This window comes from Pseudomonas sp. LBUM1674 (assembly GCF_059695635.1).
The window spans coordinates 1,937,686-1,954,042 of record NZ_CP166779.1 but is presented as its reverse complement, the minus strand read 5'-3'; the positions used below and the strand labels follow the sequence as shown (position 1 = coordinate 1,954,042).

The window sequence follows — 16,357 nt, the reverse complement described above, 5'->3', positions numbered from 1 at the left end:
GCTGGCGCAGCCTGCGATCTTTTCAGGGGCAGCAAAGAATCAGGCGATATTGCCCAGCAGTTTTTCCCACTCCTTGTTTTCTTTCTTCGACACGCCGCCCAGCAGGTCGATGGCCTGGCGCAGACGGAAACGGGTCAGGTCCGGGCCGAGGATCTCCATCGCATCGAGCACCGACACCGAACTGGCCTGGCCGGTGATCGCGGCGAACATCAGGGGCATGGCGTCACGCAGCTTCAGTTCCAGGGACTCGACCACCGCCTGGATCGTCGCGGTGATCCTGTCCTTCTCCCACTGACGCAGGCTTTCGAGCTTCCACAGGATCAACTGCATCAACTGGCGAACCTGATCACCCGAGAGCTTCTTCGACTCGAACAGCCTGGCGTCCGGATTGACGCCACCGGCGAAGAAGAAGCCGGCCAGCGGTGCAACCTGGCTAAAAGTTTCAACCCGGCCTTGCACGTGCGGCGCGATCTTCATCATGTATTCAGGGTTCAGCGCCCATGTTTGCAGGCGCGAAGCGAACTCTTCCACCGGCAGGTCACGCAGCCACTGGCCGTTGAGCCACGACAGTTTCTCGATGTCGAAAATCGGCCCGCCGAGGGAAACGCGTTTCAGGTCGAAGTGGTCGACCATTTCCTGCAGCGAGAACTTCTCGCGCTCGTCCGGCATCGACCAGCCCATGCGGCCGAGGTAGTTGAGCATGGCTTCCGGCATGAAACCCATGCGCTCGTAGAACGTTACCGAGGTCGGGTTCTTGCGCTTGGACAGCTTGCTCTTGTCCGGGTTACGCAGCAGCGGCATGTAGCACAACTCCGGTTGTTCCCAGCCAAAGTATTCGTACAAAAGAATCAGCTTCGGCGCCGATGGCAACCATTCTTCGCCGCGCAGGACGTGAGTGATGCCCATCAGATGGTCGTCGACCACGTTGGCCAGGAAGTACGTCGGCAAGCCGTCGGTCTTCATCAACACTTGCATGTCCATGCGATCCCACGGGATCTCGACGTCGCCACGCAGCATGTCCGGCACCACACAGACGCCCTCGCTCGGCACCTTCATGCGGATCACATGAGGTTCGCCGGCGGCCAGGCGGGCAGCCACTTCTTCCTTGGACAGCAACAGCGCACGGCCGTCGTAGCGCGGGGTTTCACCACGGGCCATTTGCTCGGCGCGCATCTGGTCCAGCTCTTCGGCGGTGCAGAAGCACGGGAAGGCATGGCCCATCTCGACCAGCTGCTGGCAATACTTCTGATAGATGTCGCCGCGCTCGCTCTGCCGGTAAGGACCGTGCGGGCCGCCGACGTCCGGGCCTTCGCTCCAGTCGATCCCCAACCAGCGCAGGGCGTCGAAAATCTGCTGTTCGGACTCGCGGGTCGAACGCAATTGATCGGTGTCCTCGATCCGCAGGATGAACTCACCGCCGTGCTGCTTGGCAAAGCAGTAGTTGAACAAAGCGATGTAAGCGGTACCTACGTGGGGGTCCCCGGTAGGCGATGGCGCGATGCGAGTGCGGACGGTGGTCATGGCATGTCTCGAAAAGAATGAAAAGCGAAGATAAAACAGGGGGCGAATGGTAACAGGCGTAGCCTGCCTGGCTCCAGTCAGCGGGGTATTTAAGCCAATATTGCGCTGGGGGTCAGCTTTGTGGCGGTGTTGCCTGCCAGGCGCTAGCAGGCAGGGCTGAAGGCTGGGGAAGCGCACCAATTGATATGTGTAGCGCTCCGACGGGCCTCATCGCGAGCAAACTCGCTCCCACAGGGGTTGAAGGTGTTCACACCATCTGTGCCCACCCACAAACTCTGTGGGAGCGGGCTTGCTCGCGAAGAGGCCCTCATTTTCAACACCCATCTCAAACAGCGATCACGCTGAACCCTGTGGGAGCGAGCTTGCTCGCGATGAGGCCCGCCCATTCACTGCACATCTCAAACCGTGATCAACCGCTCCCGCAACTTGCTGATCTCATCACGCAGCTGCGCCGCCGCTTCGAATTCCAGGTCGCGGGCGAGCTGGTACATCTTCTCTTCCAGCGCACGAATCCGCTTGGCGATTTCGCCCGGCGAACGCAGTTCGGCTTCGTACCTGGCACTTTCCTCGGCGGCCTTGGCCATGCCCTTGCGCTTCTTGCTGCGCGAACCCGGCACGGTGGCGCCTTCCATGATGTCGGCCACGTCCTTGAAAACACCCTTGGGCGTGATGCCGTTGGCCAGGTTGAAGGCGATCTGCTTGTCGCGACGCCGCTCGGTTTCGCCGATCGCCCGCTCCATCGAACCGGTGATCCGATCCGCATACAGAATCGCCCGACCATTGAGATTGCGCGCCGCGCGGCCGATGGTCTGGATCAGCGAGCGTTCGGAGCGCAGGAAGCCCTCCTTGTCCGCATCGAGAATCGCCACCAGCGAGACTTCCGGCATGTCCAGGCCTTCACGCAGCAGGTTGATCCCCACCAGCACATCGAAGGTGCCGAGGCGCAGATCGCGGATGATCTCGACCCGCTCCACGGTGTCGATGTCCGAGTGCAGGTAACGCACGCGCACGCCGTGGTCAGCCAGGTAATCGGTCAAGTCTTCGGACATGCGCTTGGTCAGCGTGGTCACCAGCACCCGCTCTTCCAGCGCCACGCGCTTGGAGATTTCCGAGAGCAGATCGTCGACCTGCGTCAGCGCCGGGCGGATTTCGATTTGCGGGTCCACCAGGCCCGTAGGGCGCACCAGCTGCTCGACGACGCGACCGGCGTGTTCCGCCTCATAATTGCCCGGCGTCGCCGAGACAAAAATCGTCTGCGGGCTGATGTGTTCGAATTCGTCGAAACGCATCGGCCGGTTATCCAGCGCTGACGGCAGGCGGAAACCGTATTCCACCAGCGTTTCCTTGCGCGAGCGGTCACCTTTGTACATCGCGCCGACCTGCGGCACGCTGACGTGGGATTCGTCGATCACCAGCAAGGCATCGGCCGGCAGGTAGTCGAACAAGGTGGGCGGCGCCTGGCCGGATTCACGGCCCGACAGGTAGCGCGAGTAGTTTTCGATGCCGTTGCAGTACCCCAGTTCGAGGATCATCTCCAGGTCGAAACGGGTGCGCTGCTCCAGACGCTGAGCTTCCACCAGTTTGTTGTTGGACCGCAGGTAGTCCAGACGCTCCTGCAGCTCGACCTTGATCCCTTCCACGGCACCCAGCAGGGTTTCCCGCGGCGTCACGTAGTGGCTTTTCGGGTAGAAGGTGAACCGCGGCAGCTTGCGGATCACCTCGCCGGTCAGCGGATCGAAGGCTGACAGGCTCTCGACTTCGTCATCGAACAACTCGATGCGGATCGCTTCGAAATCGGATTCTGCCGGGTGGATATCGATGACATCGCCGCGCACCCGGAAGGTCGCACGGGCGAACTCCATATCGTTGCGGGTGTATTGCAGGTCGGCGAGCCGGCGCAGCAGTGCCCGCTGATCGAGTTTGTCGCCACGATCCACATGCAGCACCATCTTCAAATAGGTTTCCGGGCTGCCCAGACCGTAGATGCACGACACCGTGGTGACGATGATCGCATCCTTGCGCTCGAGCAACGCCTTGGTGGCGGACAAACGCATCTGCTCGATGTGGTCGTTGATCGAGGCATCCTTTTCGATGAAGGTGTCCGAGGACGGTACGTAGGCTTCGGGCTGGTAGTAGTCGTAGTAGGAAACGAAGTATTCCACCGCATTGTTCGGGAAGAACGCCTTGAACTCACCGTACAACTGCGCGGCCAGGGTCTTGTTCGGTGCCAGCACCAGGGTCGGGCGCTGCACCTGGGCGATGACGTTGGCGATGCTGAAGGTCTTGCCCGAGCCGGTCACACCCAGCAACGTCTGGTGCGCCAGCCCGGCTTCGATACCCTCGACCATCAGGCGGATGGCTTCCGGCTGATCGCCGGCGGGCTCGAAGCGGGTGACTAGCTGGAATTCAGACATACAAAACCTCTGGGTTCGCGCCTGGCCGGTCAAACCGGACAGCAACGAAAAAGACCGCAAACGACCGATGTCGCCCGAGGAAAAAACTGGGATTGTGCTCAATGTGCAGTCGATTGCCCGCGCTTTCAAGGCAAACGTCCTACATCCCTTGAAGTCTTTGACGCAATCAATCGACTATCGATCGAAAAATAATCGGAAAAACCTGGGTTAAAAGCCGAAATGCCTGTCGCCTTAAATCAGTGATGGCCTCTATACTAGCTCCCCGTTTGTGCACCGCTCTAGTGCATTCGGCTGGAGCGCGACACGTCCCTCCACTCTCCATTCAGAGCCGCCGCAAAATGAGCCTGTTCTCCGCTGTCGAAATGGCACCACGCGATCCAATCCTGGGCCTCAACGAAGCATTCAACGCCGATACCCGCACCAACAAGGTCAACCTGGGGGTCGGTGTTTATTGCAACGAGGAGGGGCGAATTCCACTCCTGCGCGCCGTTGTCGAAGCCGAGACGATTCGCGTCGCTCAACACGCTTCCCGTGGCTACTTGCCGATCGACGGCATCGCGGCTTACGACCAGGCCGTACAGAAACTGCTGTTCGGCAATGACTCGCCGCTGATCGCTGCCGGCCGCGTCATCACCACCCAGGCCGTCGGCGGTACTGGCGCCCTGAAAATCGGTGCCGACTTCCTCAAGCAACTGCTGCCAAATGCTGTCGTGGCGATCAGCGACCCGAGCTGGGAAAACCACCGCGCCCTGTTCGAAACCGCTGGTTTCCCGGTGCAGAACTACCGCTACTACGACGCCGCGACCCACGACGTCAACCGTGCCGGCCTGCTGGAAGACCTGAACGCGCTGCCGTCCGGTTCGATCGTGGTGCTGCATGCCTGCTGCCACAACCCGACCGGCGTCGACCTGAGCCCGGCGGACTGGAACAACGTGCTGGACGTGGTGAAAGCCAAGGGTCACGTGCCGTTCCTCGACATGGCCTACCAGGGCTTTGGCGATGGCATCGACGAAGACGCGGCTGCCGTGCGTCTGTTCGCCGAATCGGGCCTGACCTTCTTCGTTTCCAGCTCGTTCTCCAAATCCTTCTCGTTGTACGGCGAGCGCGTGGGCGCCCTGTCGATCGTCAGCGAATCGAAAGAAGAAAGCGCGCGCGTGCTGTCGCAAGTCAAACGCGTGATCCGCACCAACTACTCCAACCCGCCGACCCACGGTGCCAGCATTGTCGCCGCCGTACTGAACAGCCCGCAACTGCGCGCACAGTGGGAAGAAGAACTGGCCGAAATGCGCCTGCGGATTCGCGGCATGCGCACCCAGATGGTCGACCTGCTGGCGAAAAACGCTCCACAGCGCGACTTCAGCTTCGTCGGTCGTCAGCGCGGCATGTTCTCCTACTCCGGCCTGACGGCCCCGCAAGTGATCCGCCTGCGCAACGAGTTCGGCATCTACGCCCTGGACACCGGTCGCATCTGCGTCGCGGCGTTGAACCAGAGCAATATCAACGTCGTGACAGATGCGATCGTTCAGGTGATTTGATTCAGCTTTGCGATGTGAAACGGGAAGCCTTCGGGCTTCCCGTTTTTATTTGGCTCAGATAGTTTTCAACCCGCCAACCAAGCCCTCTAGACTGCACACATCTGCCTTTCGTAGGAGCTGGCTTGTCGGATCGCCGCACCGCAGCGAAGGCCTCGAGCCATGCACGCCCTTGAAGACGCCTTCGCTGCGGTGCGGCGATCCGACAAGCCGGCTCCTACAGGTTTTATGTACACCCGAGAATTCTGACGAGAACCCACATGAAAAACGATGACCTACGCGCTGAGCGCGATGACCTGGATGACCTGGATGCCTTCGTCCCGCGCACCCCGGCCAAGCGCGGGAACAACTTGGTGATGCAAGTGGCGGCTGGCGTCTTCCTCGGCGGCCTGGCCTTGTGGCTGGTGCAACTGGCCGCGACGATGCTGTACGCCAAACTGATGCTCGGCACCCTTACCTTCGGCGGTTAAGCCAGTTCGGTTGCACGCTGGCTGGCGGCATCGTCATAGGCAACATACAGCGATTCGGCGACCTGACTCTTGATCGCCTTGGTGCTTTCCAGGCCGAGGACAAAGCCTTCGGCCTTGCCACCGGCGCGGTTCAATTCGTCAGCGGTGCTGGCCTGGGTGATCGCGTCGAACAGCTTCTCGGCGTGGGGACCTACCCCTTTGGGCAGACTGATCTGAGCGATGCTCATGCAAGCACCTCGTGGTGGCGAGGCGTGGGGACTGGGTGATTCATGGCGCGTACCTTTTCGGCTAATGGCCGGCAGCGCGTGTAACCACTTCCGGGCGGCCATGGTAGACCTCCGGGGCCATTCTGGTAACCGTCAATGACCGATAAACCACCGTCCGTCTCATCGAAACCGTCCAATCGCTAACAGATGCTTGACTTCTCTTTTTGAATCAGTAACATACACGGCATTCCGCGATAGCTCAGTTGGTAGAGCAAGTGACTGTTAATCACTGGGTCCCTGGTTCGAGTCCAGGTCGTGGAGCCATACAAGGTTCCAGAGAAGGCTACCAAAATCTCTGAAACCCCGAAGAACCCGCCTTATGGCGGGTTTTTTCGTTTTGGCGTTCCGTCAAAACCCACCTCTTCCCGCTGATCGGCGCCCGCGCCATTGTCGACCTCGACACCCATGACCTTATGCGACCCTTGGAAGTGATCAAGAAGCGCGGAAAGATAGACGTTGCTTTAAGGGTACAAAACTACCTGCAGAACATCATGCGCGAGGCAAAGCGCCTCCGGCTTATCACCGTAAACCCTGCCTATGACCTCGAAGGCTCGATCAAAGCCCCGAGAGTCGTCCACCGAGCGGTCGCCCTGCTCGAAGGCGCGTGGCCAACAAGCTCATATCGATTTTCCTTTTTGAGACGATCCAGGCACGCAGGTATCAAGCAACATGAGTGTTCGCTGCAAGCTCATGCGCGGGCTCAGGCTTGATCTTGAACCAGAGGGCGTACATCGCTGGCAGGAACACCAGGGTCAGCGCGGTGCCGGCAAACGTACCGCCAATCAGGGTGTAGGCCAGCGTTCCCCAGAACACCGAATGGGTCAACGGAATGAACGCCAACATCGCCGCCAACGCCGTGAGAATCACGGGCCTCGCGCGCTGCACAGTGGCTTCGACCACGGCGTTGTAAGGCGACAGGCCGGCTTGCTCATTGGAGTGAATCTGGCCGATGAGGATCAGCGTGTTGCGCATCAGAATCCCTGACAAGGCAATCAGTCCCACCAAGGCGTTGATCCCGAACGGTTGCTGGAACAGCAGCAGAATTGGCACCACACCAATCAGACCCAAAGGCGCGGTGGCGAACACCATCATCATTGCCGACATTGAGCGCACCTGAATAATGATGATCAGCAACATCAGCGCGATCATGATCGGGAACAACGGTAGCAATGCCTTGTTCGCTTTGCCCGACTCCTCGATCGAGCCGGCAAACTCAATCCGGTAGCCCGCCGGCAGTTTTTCGATGATGGGCTGCAACTGCGTGATCAAGGCGTTGGAGACATCGGGAGGCTGAAGACCTTCAGCCACGTCACCGCGCACGGTAATGGTCGGCGTCCGATCACGACGCCGCAGGATGGGCTCCTCCATGCGCACATCCACCGCCCCTACCTGGGACAGCGACACGCGCTGGCCTTGGGCGCCGGTCAGCGTGAAGGCGGCAATTTTCGATGGATCCAGACGCGTCTCCCCAGCGGAGCGAGCGACCACCTGAACCGAACGAATGTCCTCACGCACCTCGGTGACAGGCACCCCCGTGAGCAGAAATTGCAGCTGTTGCGCGACATCGGTCGAGGTCAAGCCGAATGCTTGCAGGCGATCCTGATCCAGCGTGAGATGAAGTGCCGGCGCGCGCTCGCCCAAGTCGGTGTTGACGGTCCTCATCATGGGGCTGGCGGTCATGACCTCACGCACCTGCGCGGCAATATCTCGCAACACCGCGGGGTCGACGCCCATCACCCGAAAGGCCACCGGATACGGTGAATAAGGACCAAATACCAACTGCGTCACCCGCACCCGGGCTTCAGGCGCCAAGCCATCGGCTGCGGCTTGCCTGAGGCGGAGCTTGAGCGCATCGCGCTCTTGCTGACTCGCGGTCAGGACGACGATTTTTGCGAAGGATGGATCGGGTAGCTCAGGGGCCATCGCCAAATAGAAGCGCGGCGCGCCCTGGCCAATGTAAGCGGTGACGATCTTGGCTTCCGACTGCTGAGCCAACCACGCCTCGACCTTGGCCGCGGCCACATCAGTCTGTTCTATAGAGGTGCCGTAAGGCATCTGCACCTCAACCAGCACCTCAGGTCGGTCGGACGTTGGAAAGAACTGCTTCTTGACCACGCCCATGCCCAGAATCGCAACAACAAACAAGCCAACGACGGATGTAGCCACCAGGCCTTTGCGGCGGATCACACTGCCCAGCAGGCGCCTGAAACGCTGGTAGTTCGGTGTACCGTAAATCGCCGTATGCCCGCCTTCAGGCACCTTGATCTGCGGCAGCAGTTTGACGCCCAGGTAAGGGGTAAACACCACGGCCACTACCCAGGAAGTAATCAGCGCAATGCCAACGATCCAGAACATGTTCGCGGTGTACTCACCAGCGGTCGACTTGGCAAAACCGTTGGGCATAAAGCCGATCGCCGTCACCAACGTCCCCGACAACATCGGCGCGGCCGTGTGGCTCCAGGCATAAGCGGAGGCCTTGATTCGGTCGTAGCCCTCCTCCATCTTCACTACCATCATTTCAATGGCAATGATTGCATCGTCCACCAGCAGTCCCAGCGCCAGAATCAACGAGCCCAGGGTAATTCGATCGAAGTCTTTGCCCGTGGCCGCCATGACAATGAACACGGCCGCCAGGGTCAGCGGCACCGCCGCGGCAACCACAACGCCGACACGCCAGCCCATGCTGAGAAAACACACCAGCAGCACCACGCCCAGGGCAGCAAAAAACTTCACCATGAACTCGTTGACGGATGCGCCAATATTCACCGCCTGATCCGTGACCTTGGTCAGGCTCATGCCCAAAGGCATCTGCTCGTTGATCGCTGTCGCCTCGGCCTCCAGCGACTTCCCCAGATCCAGACCGTTCCAGCCATCGCGCATGACCACGCCGAGCAACAATGCGGGCTCGCCATTGTTGCGTACCAGGAACGTCGCAGGGTCCTCATAACCGCGCTTGACCTCAGCCACATCGGACAACTTGAGGGTTCTGCCCTGCACCGTCAGTGGGGTATTACGAATCTTTTGCAGGTCGTCAAACGCGCCATCCAGGCGGATGAAAACCTGTGGGCCCTTCGCTTCAACTGAGCCGGCCGGCGTTATCATGTTCTGCGTGTTCAACGCACTGAAGATGTCTCGTGCGGAAATGCCCAGCGTCGCCAGACGCTCGTAGGACAGCTCGACAAAAATGCGCTCGGCCTGTTCACCGATGATGTTGACCTTCTTCACACCCGCTACATGCAGCAAACGCTGGCGCAAGCTCTCGGCTTCGCGCACCAACAGACGTTGCGGCTCGCCCTTGGCCTTGAGCGCATAGAGCGCGAAGGTGACATCGGAATACTCATCATTGACCATCGGGCCGATCACCCCAGACGGCAACCCCTTCTGCTCATCCAGGATTTTCTTGCGCGCCTGGTAAAACTCCTCCTGGACGGCTGAGGGCGGCGTGCTATCGAGCAGATAAACCGTGGTGAATGCCAAGCCGGGCCGGGTAAAGGTCTCGGTCCGGTCGTACCAACGCAGTTCCTGCATGCGTTTTTCCAGCTTTTCTATCACCTGGTCCTGGATTTCCTGGGCCGTCGCCCCAGGCCAGGCGGTGACCACCGTCATTTGTTTAATGGTGAATGCGGGGTCTTCCGCACGCCCCAGTTTGAAGAAGGCGTACAACCCACCCACAGAAATCAGCAGGATCAAAAACAGGGTGATTGAGCGCTCGCGTACTGCCAGCGCCGAAAGATTGAAGCCGCTCATCGACTCACCTCAACCACCGTTTTTTGCGTGGCACCGGCAAGTTCAGTCCTGACCTTCTCTCCCTCATTCAATAAGTGCGCACCCAATGCGACGACACGATCACCCACCTGGAGATCACCCGTCACGCGCACGCTGGCCTCGTTATTCAGGCTGAGAACCTTGATCGGGCGCCATACCACATGCTCCGGTTCTCCCTCAACCACCCAGACACCCGGGCCTTTACCCGCGTCGTAGAGGGCCCCCATGGGCACCTGTAATTCCTTGGCATCAGCAACATCCGTGTCAGCGATAACCACTGAGATCGTCGAACCCAGGGTGGCGTTGGAGAGCGCCCCCTCCAGCACATAACGCGCTTCAAACGTTCGGGTCTGTCGGTCCGCAGAGTCGGACAGCTGACGTAAACGGGCGCTGCCTGCACGCTGGTTCTGCCCGTAGAGTTCAACCGTCGCCGCCGAGCCCAGCGCAGGACGTAGCGTCTCGGGTAACTGGATCACGGCCTCGCGCGGCCCTGAATGGGCAACGCGTACCACCATCTGCCCTGCGCCAACCACCTGCCCCGGCTCCGCCAAGGTGTCCACCACAACCCCATCAGCATCAGCCAATAACGTCGAGTAACCGGTCGCATTTTTCGCCACATCAGCCTGGGCTTTGGCAGCGTTGAGTTGGGCCTTCGCCGAGTCGGCAGCCGCTTTGAACCCTGCGTAAGCTGAAGCAGATACCGCTCCGACGGACACCAGATCACGGTAGCGAAGCTCGTCATCGGAGGCCTGCCGGGCTCGGGCCGTAGCGGCCAGCACCGCTTCCTGCTGCGCCCTCGCGGTCAGCGTCAGGTCGTTGGCATCGATGCGCATGAGTGGCTGCCCACGTTTGACACTCTGCCCAGCGTCCACCAAGCGCTCCAAGACTTTCCCTGGCACCCGAAAACCGAGATCGCTCTGAACTCGAGCCGCGACGATACCGGTGAATACCCGTGCCGCAGGCGCGGAGGGTTGAACCACGCCGATGCGCACCAAGGGCACTTGAAGGCGAGGATCGGCAGGCGTGGCCTCGTTGCAGGCCGCCAGGGCAAACGGCAACAAGACAATGAAAATGAGTGACATGCGATGGCACTGGATCATAAAGACCTCTCGGTAGCGGATGCGCCATGCTTATTCAAGTGACCAATTATGTCAATAGTCACTACCGGCGCGAATGAACATCGCCCACTTGATCAGAGCAAAGCAGAGAGGCTTGATATCTGGTTTTTTCAGGCGCACACGCTGATACGGATGCGCAGCGCATCCGTCAGCAGAGGTTTAAGGCATCAGGCTGCGCAGAACAAGATTGGAGATGAGAGAAGGGGCTTCTTCAACAAAATCGAGGTTGTACTGCAATAGCAGAGGATTGATGAAGGGCCGCAGAGCGAGATGAATCGCCTCTACCGTCTCGTCCAGCGGTGTCTTGCGTTCAAACTCGCCGAGCTCTCGCCCCTCACGCACGATTTGCAACACGAAGCTCTTGATCTGAGCGTCATAGACTTGTGAGCTGGGCCAGCGCTCCGCCGCGGCGAACGCTGCGATGTCATAGAGTTTACGGTCGTTAAAGAACAGGCTCACACCTGTAGCGATTAAGGTTTTGACCAGGCGCCGAAAACGTTCAGTCGCCGAGATGCCGTCTACATTGATGGCCTGCTCCACTGCCGCAACGATTTCAGTCAGGCAATTTGTACAGATTGCTTCACCAATCGCCTGCTTGGACTCAAAGAATTTGTAGATGTAAGCCTTGGAAAAGCCGATGGCCTTGGCTAGGTCAGAAACCGTTGTTTTGCCATAACCGTACTGACTGAAATGCTCGTTGGCCGCCGCGACAATCTGGTCTCGAATGTCGTGATCGACTGGGCCTCGGGCGCTGGGCGAAGAAACTGATGGCTGATTCATGCGAGCAGCTTACTCATCCCAAAGGTGGTTGACAACTCGTGACCAAATTGTAATATCGTCACAAAACGACCCTTTCGCAGGTATCGCATGCACCCTCCTCCTCGTTTCGCCGTCTTACTGTGTTTGGGTATGGTTGCAGGTTGCGCAGTGGGCCCCGACTACTCAGAACCCAGTGTGGAATTGCCCGAGCATTTCTCGGCGCAAACGTCCAAGGCACGACAAGTAGGCGCCGCAAATGCCGATCTCGCCGCTTGGTGGAACGCATTTAATGACCCGATACTCAATCAGCTAATAAATCGAGCACTTGAACAGAACCTCGATTTAGCCCAGGCAAGCGCAAGGATCGAGCAGGCTCGCGCCGGTTTGGGCGCAGCTAACGCAGCCCTCCTGCCGTCGGCTACCGTCAACGGTCAAGCGGCCCGAGCCCGTCAGTCATTGGAGACTCCGTTGGGCCAAGTGCTGAATTCAGACCCTTCCTATAATCGCTACGGCAGTGCCTATGAGGCGAATTTGAATGCCGGCTGGGAGCTGGATGTGTTTGGCGGGCTGCGCCGCAGCCAAGAGGCGGCCTTCGCCGATTATCAGGCCTCACAAGCCGGGGCGATTGCCACACGCCTGGCAGTGGTCGCGCAAACAGCCGACCTTTACATCAGCATCCGTGGCCTGCAAGCACGCATGGAAATTGCCCGGCAGCAAGTAGACACAAGACAACAACTGCTCACCACCATCGAACATCTCTACGCAAAAGGCCTGGCGGCTGAACTGCAGTTGAACCAGACCCAAGGCGCGCTGAATCAAGCGCAGGCAACCGTGCCGGTACTGCAAGCAGGCATTGACGCGGCAATGAATGCGCTGGATGTCATGTTGGGCAAGGCGCCCGGGACTTATAGCGCGCAGTTGATTAAGCCGGCGCCCATCCCTGATGTGCCAGGCCTCTCGGACATGGGCGCCCCGGCCGACCTGCTGCGTCGGCGTCCAGACTTGATCGTCGCTGAGCGCCGGCTTGCGGCATCCAACGCACGCATCGGCGAAGCCATGTCCGAGTACTACCCCAAACTGTCTGTGGGGGCGCTGCTCGGCAGTGCTACCTCGGTATCCAGCGCAAACCTGTTCAGCAACGGCGCCAGTCAGGCTTCGGCGGCACTGGGATTACGTTGGAGGCTGTTCGATTTTGGCCGCATCAACGCTCAAATTGATTTGGCGAAAGGCCAAGAAGCCGAAGCCTTAGCCGCTTACCGCCAGTCCGTTCTGCGGGCCTGCGAAGATGTCGAAAGTGCTTTTTCGGCGCTGATCAACCGCGAGCAACAATCGACACAACTCGCCCAGGGCGAGTCGGCGTATGCGAAAGCCCGAGCGACGTCGTTTGTCGCCTATGAAAAAGGCGTGGTCAGCCTGATCGAAGTACTGGATGCCGATGAACACCTTTTAGCGGCATCTGATGGCAGAGCCCAGGCACAAACTGAATCGGCTCGCGCTGCAGTGGCCACGTTCAAAGCATTGGGCGGCGGTTGGCAGCGAGACGACTCAGATGCTCGCGTTGCCTCAAAGACACGGTAGAACTGTGACCTGTGTCATCCCTCTTAACGGCCTTAACCGGCCGTTTTTTTGGAGGGGTATCAGCCAGCGCCCTCCCTCAGCCCCAGTTAAGCTTCGTCCGCCAAGCGAATTAGCGAGCCCGAGGATTTGTCGTCGTTAAGTGGTTTCGACACGCTTTGCATGGTGCAGGTGACGGAGTTCGGCCCAGTCGATAAGCGCGGTCATTGTAGGGGCGAGTGCATGACCCAGCTCTGTCAGGGCGTACTCCACCCGCGGAGGCACCTCTGGGTAAACGGTTCGGTGAACGATGTCGTCTTGTTGCAGCCCCTTCAACTGCTGGATAAGCATCTTCTGCGTGACATCGGGAATGAGCTTCTCCAGTTCGGAGAACCGAAGCGGCCGGCCTTTGGCGGCCATCAGCTCATTGATGATGACGATCTTCCACTTCCCCTCCAGCACGCGAAGCGTGGCGTTGATGGCAGCAGACCAGGCCTGCCGCCGTAATGGGTTCTCACATTCCCACTCACGATCCATAGATACTTACCTTTTGGTGCGTTACCGACAAAAACGTCGGTTCTTGCGAATTTTGCAGCATCGATAATACCGTATCCGGACTTTGAATCCTTGGAGGGACTATGAAAATCGCTATCGGTGACGAGGAACTCAGTTGACCGCGTTGAAGTTCCGGTTAAACGCCACCACGTCGGCGTGGGAAGGCTTCTTGGCGAAGAGCTCAGGTAAACGCGCATTAAACTCCTCTCGTTTCTGCGCGGCGGCTCCCTTGACTGCGGCGGCCAGCGCCGGACGCATTTGATCAGCGGTGCCCATTCGTAAGCCATGGTGTATGGATTGCGGCACGCCAATGGTTCCTTATGCAACGGTCCTGACAGTCGTTGCGGTGCGAGTGCACCCGGCCAAGCTCATCGACCCTGTCACCTCCCCCATGAGGCTCCGCTTCGGGTCGAGGCTGTGTAAAAACGCTTTTGGGTGCTTGCAGTAACAGTTATCGGCGGGAACTCGGATGTTTTTTCCTAATCCAGGGATATCGAAAGAACTCCAATAAAATACGGGCTGGATTAGGATAATCGTAGGGATATGAATACTAAAAAACAGAATAATTTCATTGTAAAACAAATGCTTATTTTTCTGTTCGAGTCCAGGTCGTGAGCCAGACAGCAAAACCAAAAAGCCCCCGAATCGAAAGGTTCGGGGGCCTTTTTTTGGTCGGTGGAAAAATGGTGCGTCGACCTGCAGGAGCCGGCGTTCGTCGGATATGCAAAAGGCGTCCCGAAGGACGCCTCTTTCATTCACACATGCTCACTGCTTTTTGCATGCACCGCCCGCGGCTCTGCATGCCCATGCTCTGCCTCGACCACCGGAATCTCCTTGCCGTCGCAGTCGTGCAGCTTGCCTTCGCTGAAATAATCCCCTTCGCGCAATGCCGCCAGGTCCTGGTAACGCAGAACCCGCTCGGTACCCGCCGCAAACACCGATTGCTGATCGGAGTTACCGGCAGTGAGGTGGTTGAAGGTCAGGTTCAGCACGATGGCCATGATCGCCGAGGAGCTGATGCCCGAGTGGAAGATCGTGGCGAACCAGCTTGGGAAGTGGTCATAGAAGTTCGGTGCGGCAATGGGGATCATGCCGAAGCCGATGGAGGTGGCAACGATGATCAGGTTGACGTTGTTGCGGTAGTCGACCTTGGACAGCGTGCGAATACCGCTGGCGGCCACGGTGCCGAACAACACGATACCGGCACCACCGAGTACCGAGGTCGGTACCGCGGCAATCACCCGGCCCATGAACGGCAGCAGGCCGAGAATCACCAGGAACAAGCCGCCGGTGGCCACCACAAAGCGGCTCTTGATCCCGGTCACGGCCACCAGCCCGACGTTCTGGGCAAAGGCGCTTTGGGTGAAGGAGCCAAAGATCGGCGCGATCATGCTCGACAGCATGTCGGCCCGCAGGCCGTTGCCCAGGCGCTTGGAGTCCACCTTGGTGTCGATGATTTCACCGACCGCCAGGATGTCCGCCGAGGTCTCGACCAGGGTCACCATGACCACGATGCACATCGACAGGATCGCCGCGAAGTGGAAAGTCGGCATGCCGAAGTGGAACGGGGTCGGGAAGCCGAACATCGGGCCCTGGGTCACCGAAGAGAAGTCGGCCATGCCGAGGAACACCGCGATCACCGTACCGATGACCATGGCCAGCAGAATCGACAACCGGGAGATGGTCGCGCTGCCGATCTTGCTCAGCAACAGCACCAGCACCAGCGTCACCGCCGCCAGGCCGATGTTCGCCATGCTGCCAAAATCCGGTGCGTGGCTGTTGCCGCCCATCGCCCAGCGCGCGGCCACCGGCATCAGCGTCAGGCCGATGGTGGTGATGACGATGCCCGTTACCAGCGGCGGGAAGAACTTGGTGATGCGCGAGAACACCGGCGTGATCAGCAAACCGATCAGGGACGCGGCAATCACCGCCCCGAGAATCGACTGGAAGCCACCCTCCCCGCCACTGCTGACAATCGCCACCATAGTCGCGACGCCAGAGAACGACACGCCCTGCACCAGCGGCAACTGACAACCGAAAAACGGCAGGCCCAGTGTTTGCAGTAACGTCGCCAGGCCTCCCGCAAACAATGAAGCAGCAATCAACAAACCGATGTCCGCCGGCGAGAGCCCGGCCGCCTGGCCGATGATCAAAGGCACCGCGACGATGCCGCCGTACATGGTCAGAACATGTTGCAGGCCGTAAGCCATATTCGCGCCGACCCCGAGATTCTCGTCCTCGGGCCGTTGATGTGAAACAGAGGGCGTTTTCATGGTTTGGGGGGTTCCCTGGTTTTTGTTGTGCGCACACTGTATGCAAGAGTAAGGACAAATGTCTATAGAGTTGTATACAACTGACCGGTCAGATTATGGACATATGTTCCGCGCGCTCCTGTGGGCTCGC

Annotated in this window: 12 protein-coding genes, 1 tRNA gene and 1 pseudogene; 5 read left to right on the top strand and 9 right to left on the bottom strand. The window is 59.3% G+C overall.

All coding sequences use genetic code 11. From position 1 onward, the window contains the following. Positions 1-39 precede the first annotated feature (39 nt). Positions 40-1,521, bottom strand: a complete 1,482-nt coding sequence (gene gltX, locus ACA067_RS09070; protein WP_497461457.1) for a glutamate--tRNA ligase — start codon at positions 1,519-1,521, stop codon at positions 40-42. 398 nt (positions 1,522-1,919) lie between these two features. Next, positions 1,920-3,935 carry an excinuclease ABC subunit UvrB gene (gene uvrB, locus ACA067_RS09065; protein ID WP_497461456.1) on the bottom strand — a complete coding sequence of 672 codons (2,016 nt, stop codon included), beginning with the start codon at positions 3,933-3,935 and terminating at the stop codon, positions 1,920-1,922. Positions 3,936-4,273: 338 nt separating this feature from the next. Here uvrB and ACA067_RS09060 point away from each other — a divergent pair, with 338 nt between their 5' ends. Together ACA067_RS09060 and ACA067_RS09055 are read left to right on the top strand one after the other, a co-directional pair. Next, the gene (locus ACA067_RS09060; RefSeq protein ID WP_497461455.1) at positions 4,274-5,470 is read left to right on the top strand and encodes an amino acid aminotransferase; all 1,197 of its coding nucleotides are present in this window, start codon (positions 4,274-4,276) and stop codon (positions 5,468-5,470) included. Positions 5,471-5,727: 257 nt separating this feature from the next. Further along, a complete protein-coding gene (locus ACA067_RS09055) occupies positions 5,728-5,937 on the top strand; it encodes a hypothetical protein (RefSeq protein WP_128870954.1) in 210 nt (69 codons plus the stop codon). Here the strand turns inward: ACA067_RS09055 and ACA067_RS09050 are convergent. Further along, the gene (locus ACA067_RS09050) at positions 5,934-6,164 is read right to left on the bottom strand and encodes a hypothetical protein (protein WP_008007186.1); all 231 of its coding nucleotides are present in this window, start codon (positions 6,162-6,164) and stop codon (positions 5,934-5,936) included. The genes ACA067_RS09055 and ACA067_RS09050 overlap by 4 nt on opposite strands. Before the next feature lie 227 nt (positions 6,165-6,391). Between ACA067_RS09050 and ACA067_RS09045 the strand changes: the two genes are divergently transcribed. Next, a tRNA-Asn gene (locus ACA067_RS09045) sits at positions 6,392-6,467 on the top strand. An 83-nt stretch (positions 6,468-6,550) separates the two neighbouring features. Then, positions 6,551-6,784, top strand: a pseudogene (locus ACA067_RS09040) (phage integrase central domain-containing protein); the annotation flags it as partial. 79 nt (positions 6,785-6,863) lie between these two features. On the opposite strand, the gene ACA067_RS09035 reads toward ACA067_RS09040, so the two are convergent. From ACA067_RS09035 to ACA067_RS09025, 3 genes are all read right to left on the bottom strand, one after another. Next, positions 6,864-9,950: an efflux RND transporter permease subunit gene (locus tag ACA067_RS09035; protein ID WP_497461454.1), complete on the bottom strand. Its 3,087-nt coding sequence runs from the start codon at positions 9,948-9,950 to the stop codon at positions 6,864-6,866. Next, complete coding sequence (locus tag ACA067_RS09030) at positions 9,947-11,068, bottom strand: efflux RND transporter periplasmic adaptor subunit (protein ID WP_497461453.1); 1,122 nt, start codon at positions 11,066-11,068, stop codon at positions 9,947-9,949. The genes ACA067_RS09035 and ACA067_RS09030 overlap by 4 nt, the downstream gene beginning before the upstream one ends. Positions 11,069-11,245: 177 nt before the next feature. Beyond that, positions 11,246-11,866 (bottom strand): TetR/AcrR family transcriptional regulator, encoded by a 621-nt coding sequence (locus ACA067_RS09025; protein WP_497440781.1) that lies wholly within the window; start codon positions 11,864-11,866, stop codon positions 11,246-11,248. Between the two features lie 87 nt (positions 11,867-11,953). Between ACA067_RS09025 and ACA067_RS09020 the strand changes: the two genes are divergently transcribed. After that, on the top strand, positions 11,954-13,423 hold the full coding sequence (locus ACA067_RS09020; protein WP_497461452.1) for an efflux transporter outer membrane subunit: 1,470 nt from the start codon (positions 11,954-11,956) through the stop codon (positions 13,421-13,423). 135 nt (positions 13,424-13,558) lie between these two features. Here ACA067_RS09020 and ACA067_RS09015 read toward each other — a convergent pair whose 3' ends face one another. The 3 genes from ACA067_RS09015 to ACA067_RS09005 form a co-directional block, all read right to left on the bottom strand. Further along, the gene (locus ACA067_RS09015) at positions 13,559-13,936 is read right to left on the bottom strand and encodes a winged helix-turn-helix transcriptional regulator (protein ID WP_497461451.1); all 378 of its coding nucleotides are present in this window, start codon (positions 13,934-13,936) and stop codon (positions 13,559-13,561) included. Positions 13,937-14,065: 129 nt separating this feature from the next. Next, positions 14,066-14,230, bottom strand: a complete 165-nt coding sequence (locus ACA067_RS09010) for a hypothetical protein (protein WP_497461450.1) — start codon at positions 14,228-14,230, stop codon at positions 14,066-14,068. Positions 14,231-14,709: 479 nt separating this feature from the next. Then, positions 14,710-16,227 (bottom strand): nucleobase:cation symporter-2 family protein, encoded by a 1,518-nt coding sequence (locus tag ACA067_RS09005; RefSeq protein ID WP_497440780.1) that lies wholly within the window; start codon positions 16,225-16,227, stop codon positions 14,710-14,712. Between the last annotated feature and the right edge of the window lie 130 nt (positions 16,228-16,357).

Coding starts and splice junctions, on each gene's coding strand:
- gltX (WP_497461457.1), bottom strand. CDS start 1,521: ATGACCACCGTCCGCACTCGCATCGCGCCATCGCCTACCGGGGACCCC.
- uvrB (WP_497461456.1), bottom strand. CDS start 3,935: ATGTCTGAATTCCAGCTAGTCACCCGCTTCGAGCCCGCCGGCGATCAG.
- ACA067_RS09060 (WP_497461455.1), top strand. CDS start 4,274: ATGAGCCTGTTCTCCGCTGTCGAAATGGCACCACGCGATCCAATCCTG.
- ACA067_RS09055 (WP_128870954.1), top strand. CDS start 5,728: ATGAAAAACGATGACCTACGCGCTGAGCGCGATGACCTGGATGACCTG.
- ACA067_RS09050 (WP_008007186.1), bottom strand. CDS start 6,164: ATGAGCATCGCTCAGATCAGTCTGCCCAAAGGGGTAGGTCCCCACGCC.
- ACA067_RS09035 (WP_497461454.1), bottom strand. CDS start 9,950: ATGAGCGGCTTCAATCTTTCGGCGCTGGCAGTACGCGAGCGCTCAATC.
- ACA067_RS09030 (WP_497461453.1), bottom strand. CDS start 11,068: ATGATCCAGTGCCATCGCATGTCACTCATTTTCATTGTCTTGTTGCCG.
- ACA067_RS09025 (WP_497440781.1), bottom strand. CDS start 11,866: ATGAATCAGCCATCAGTTTCTTCGCCCAGCGCCCGAGGCCCAGTCGAT.
- ACA067_RS09020 (WP_497461452.1), top strand. CDS start 11,954: ATGCACCCTCCTCCTCGTTTCGCCGTCTTACTGTGTTTGGGTATGGTT.
- ACA067_RS09015 (WP_497461451.1), bottom strand. CDS start 13,936: ATGGATCGTGAGTGGGAATGTGAGAACCCATTACGGCGGCAGGCCTGG.
- ACA067_RS09010 (WP_497461450.1), bottom strand. CDS start 14,230: ATGGGCACCGCTGATCAAATGCGTCCGGCGCTGGCCGCCGCAGTCAAG.
- ACA067_RS09005 (WP_497440780.1), bottom strand. CDS start 16,227: ATGAAAACGCCCTCTGTTTCACATCAACGGCCCGAGGACGAGAATCTC.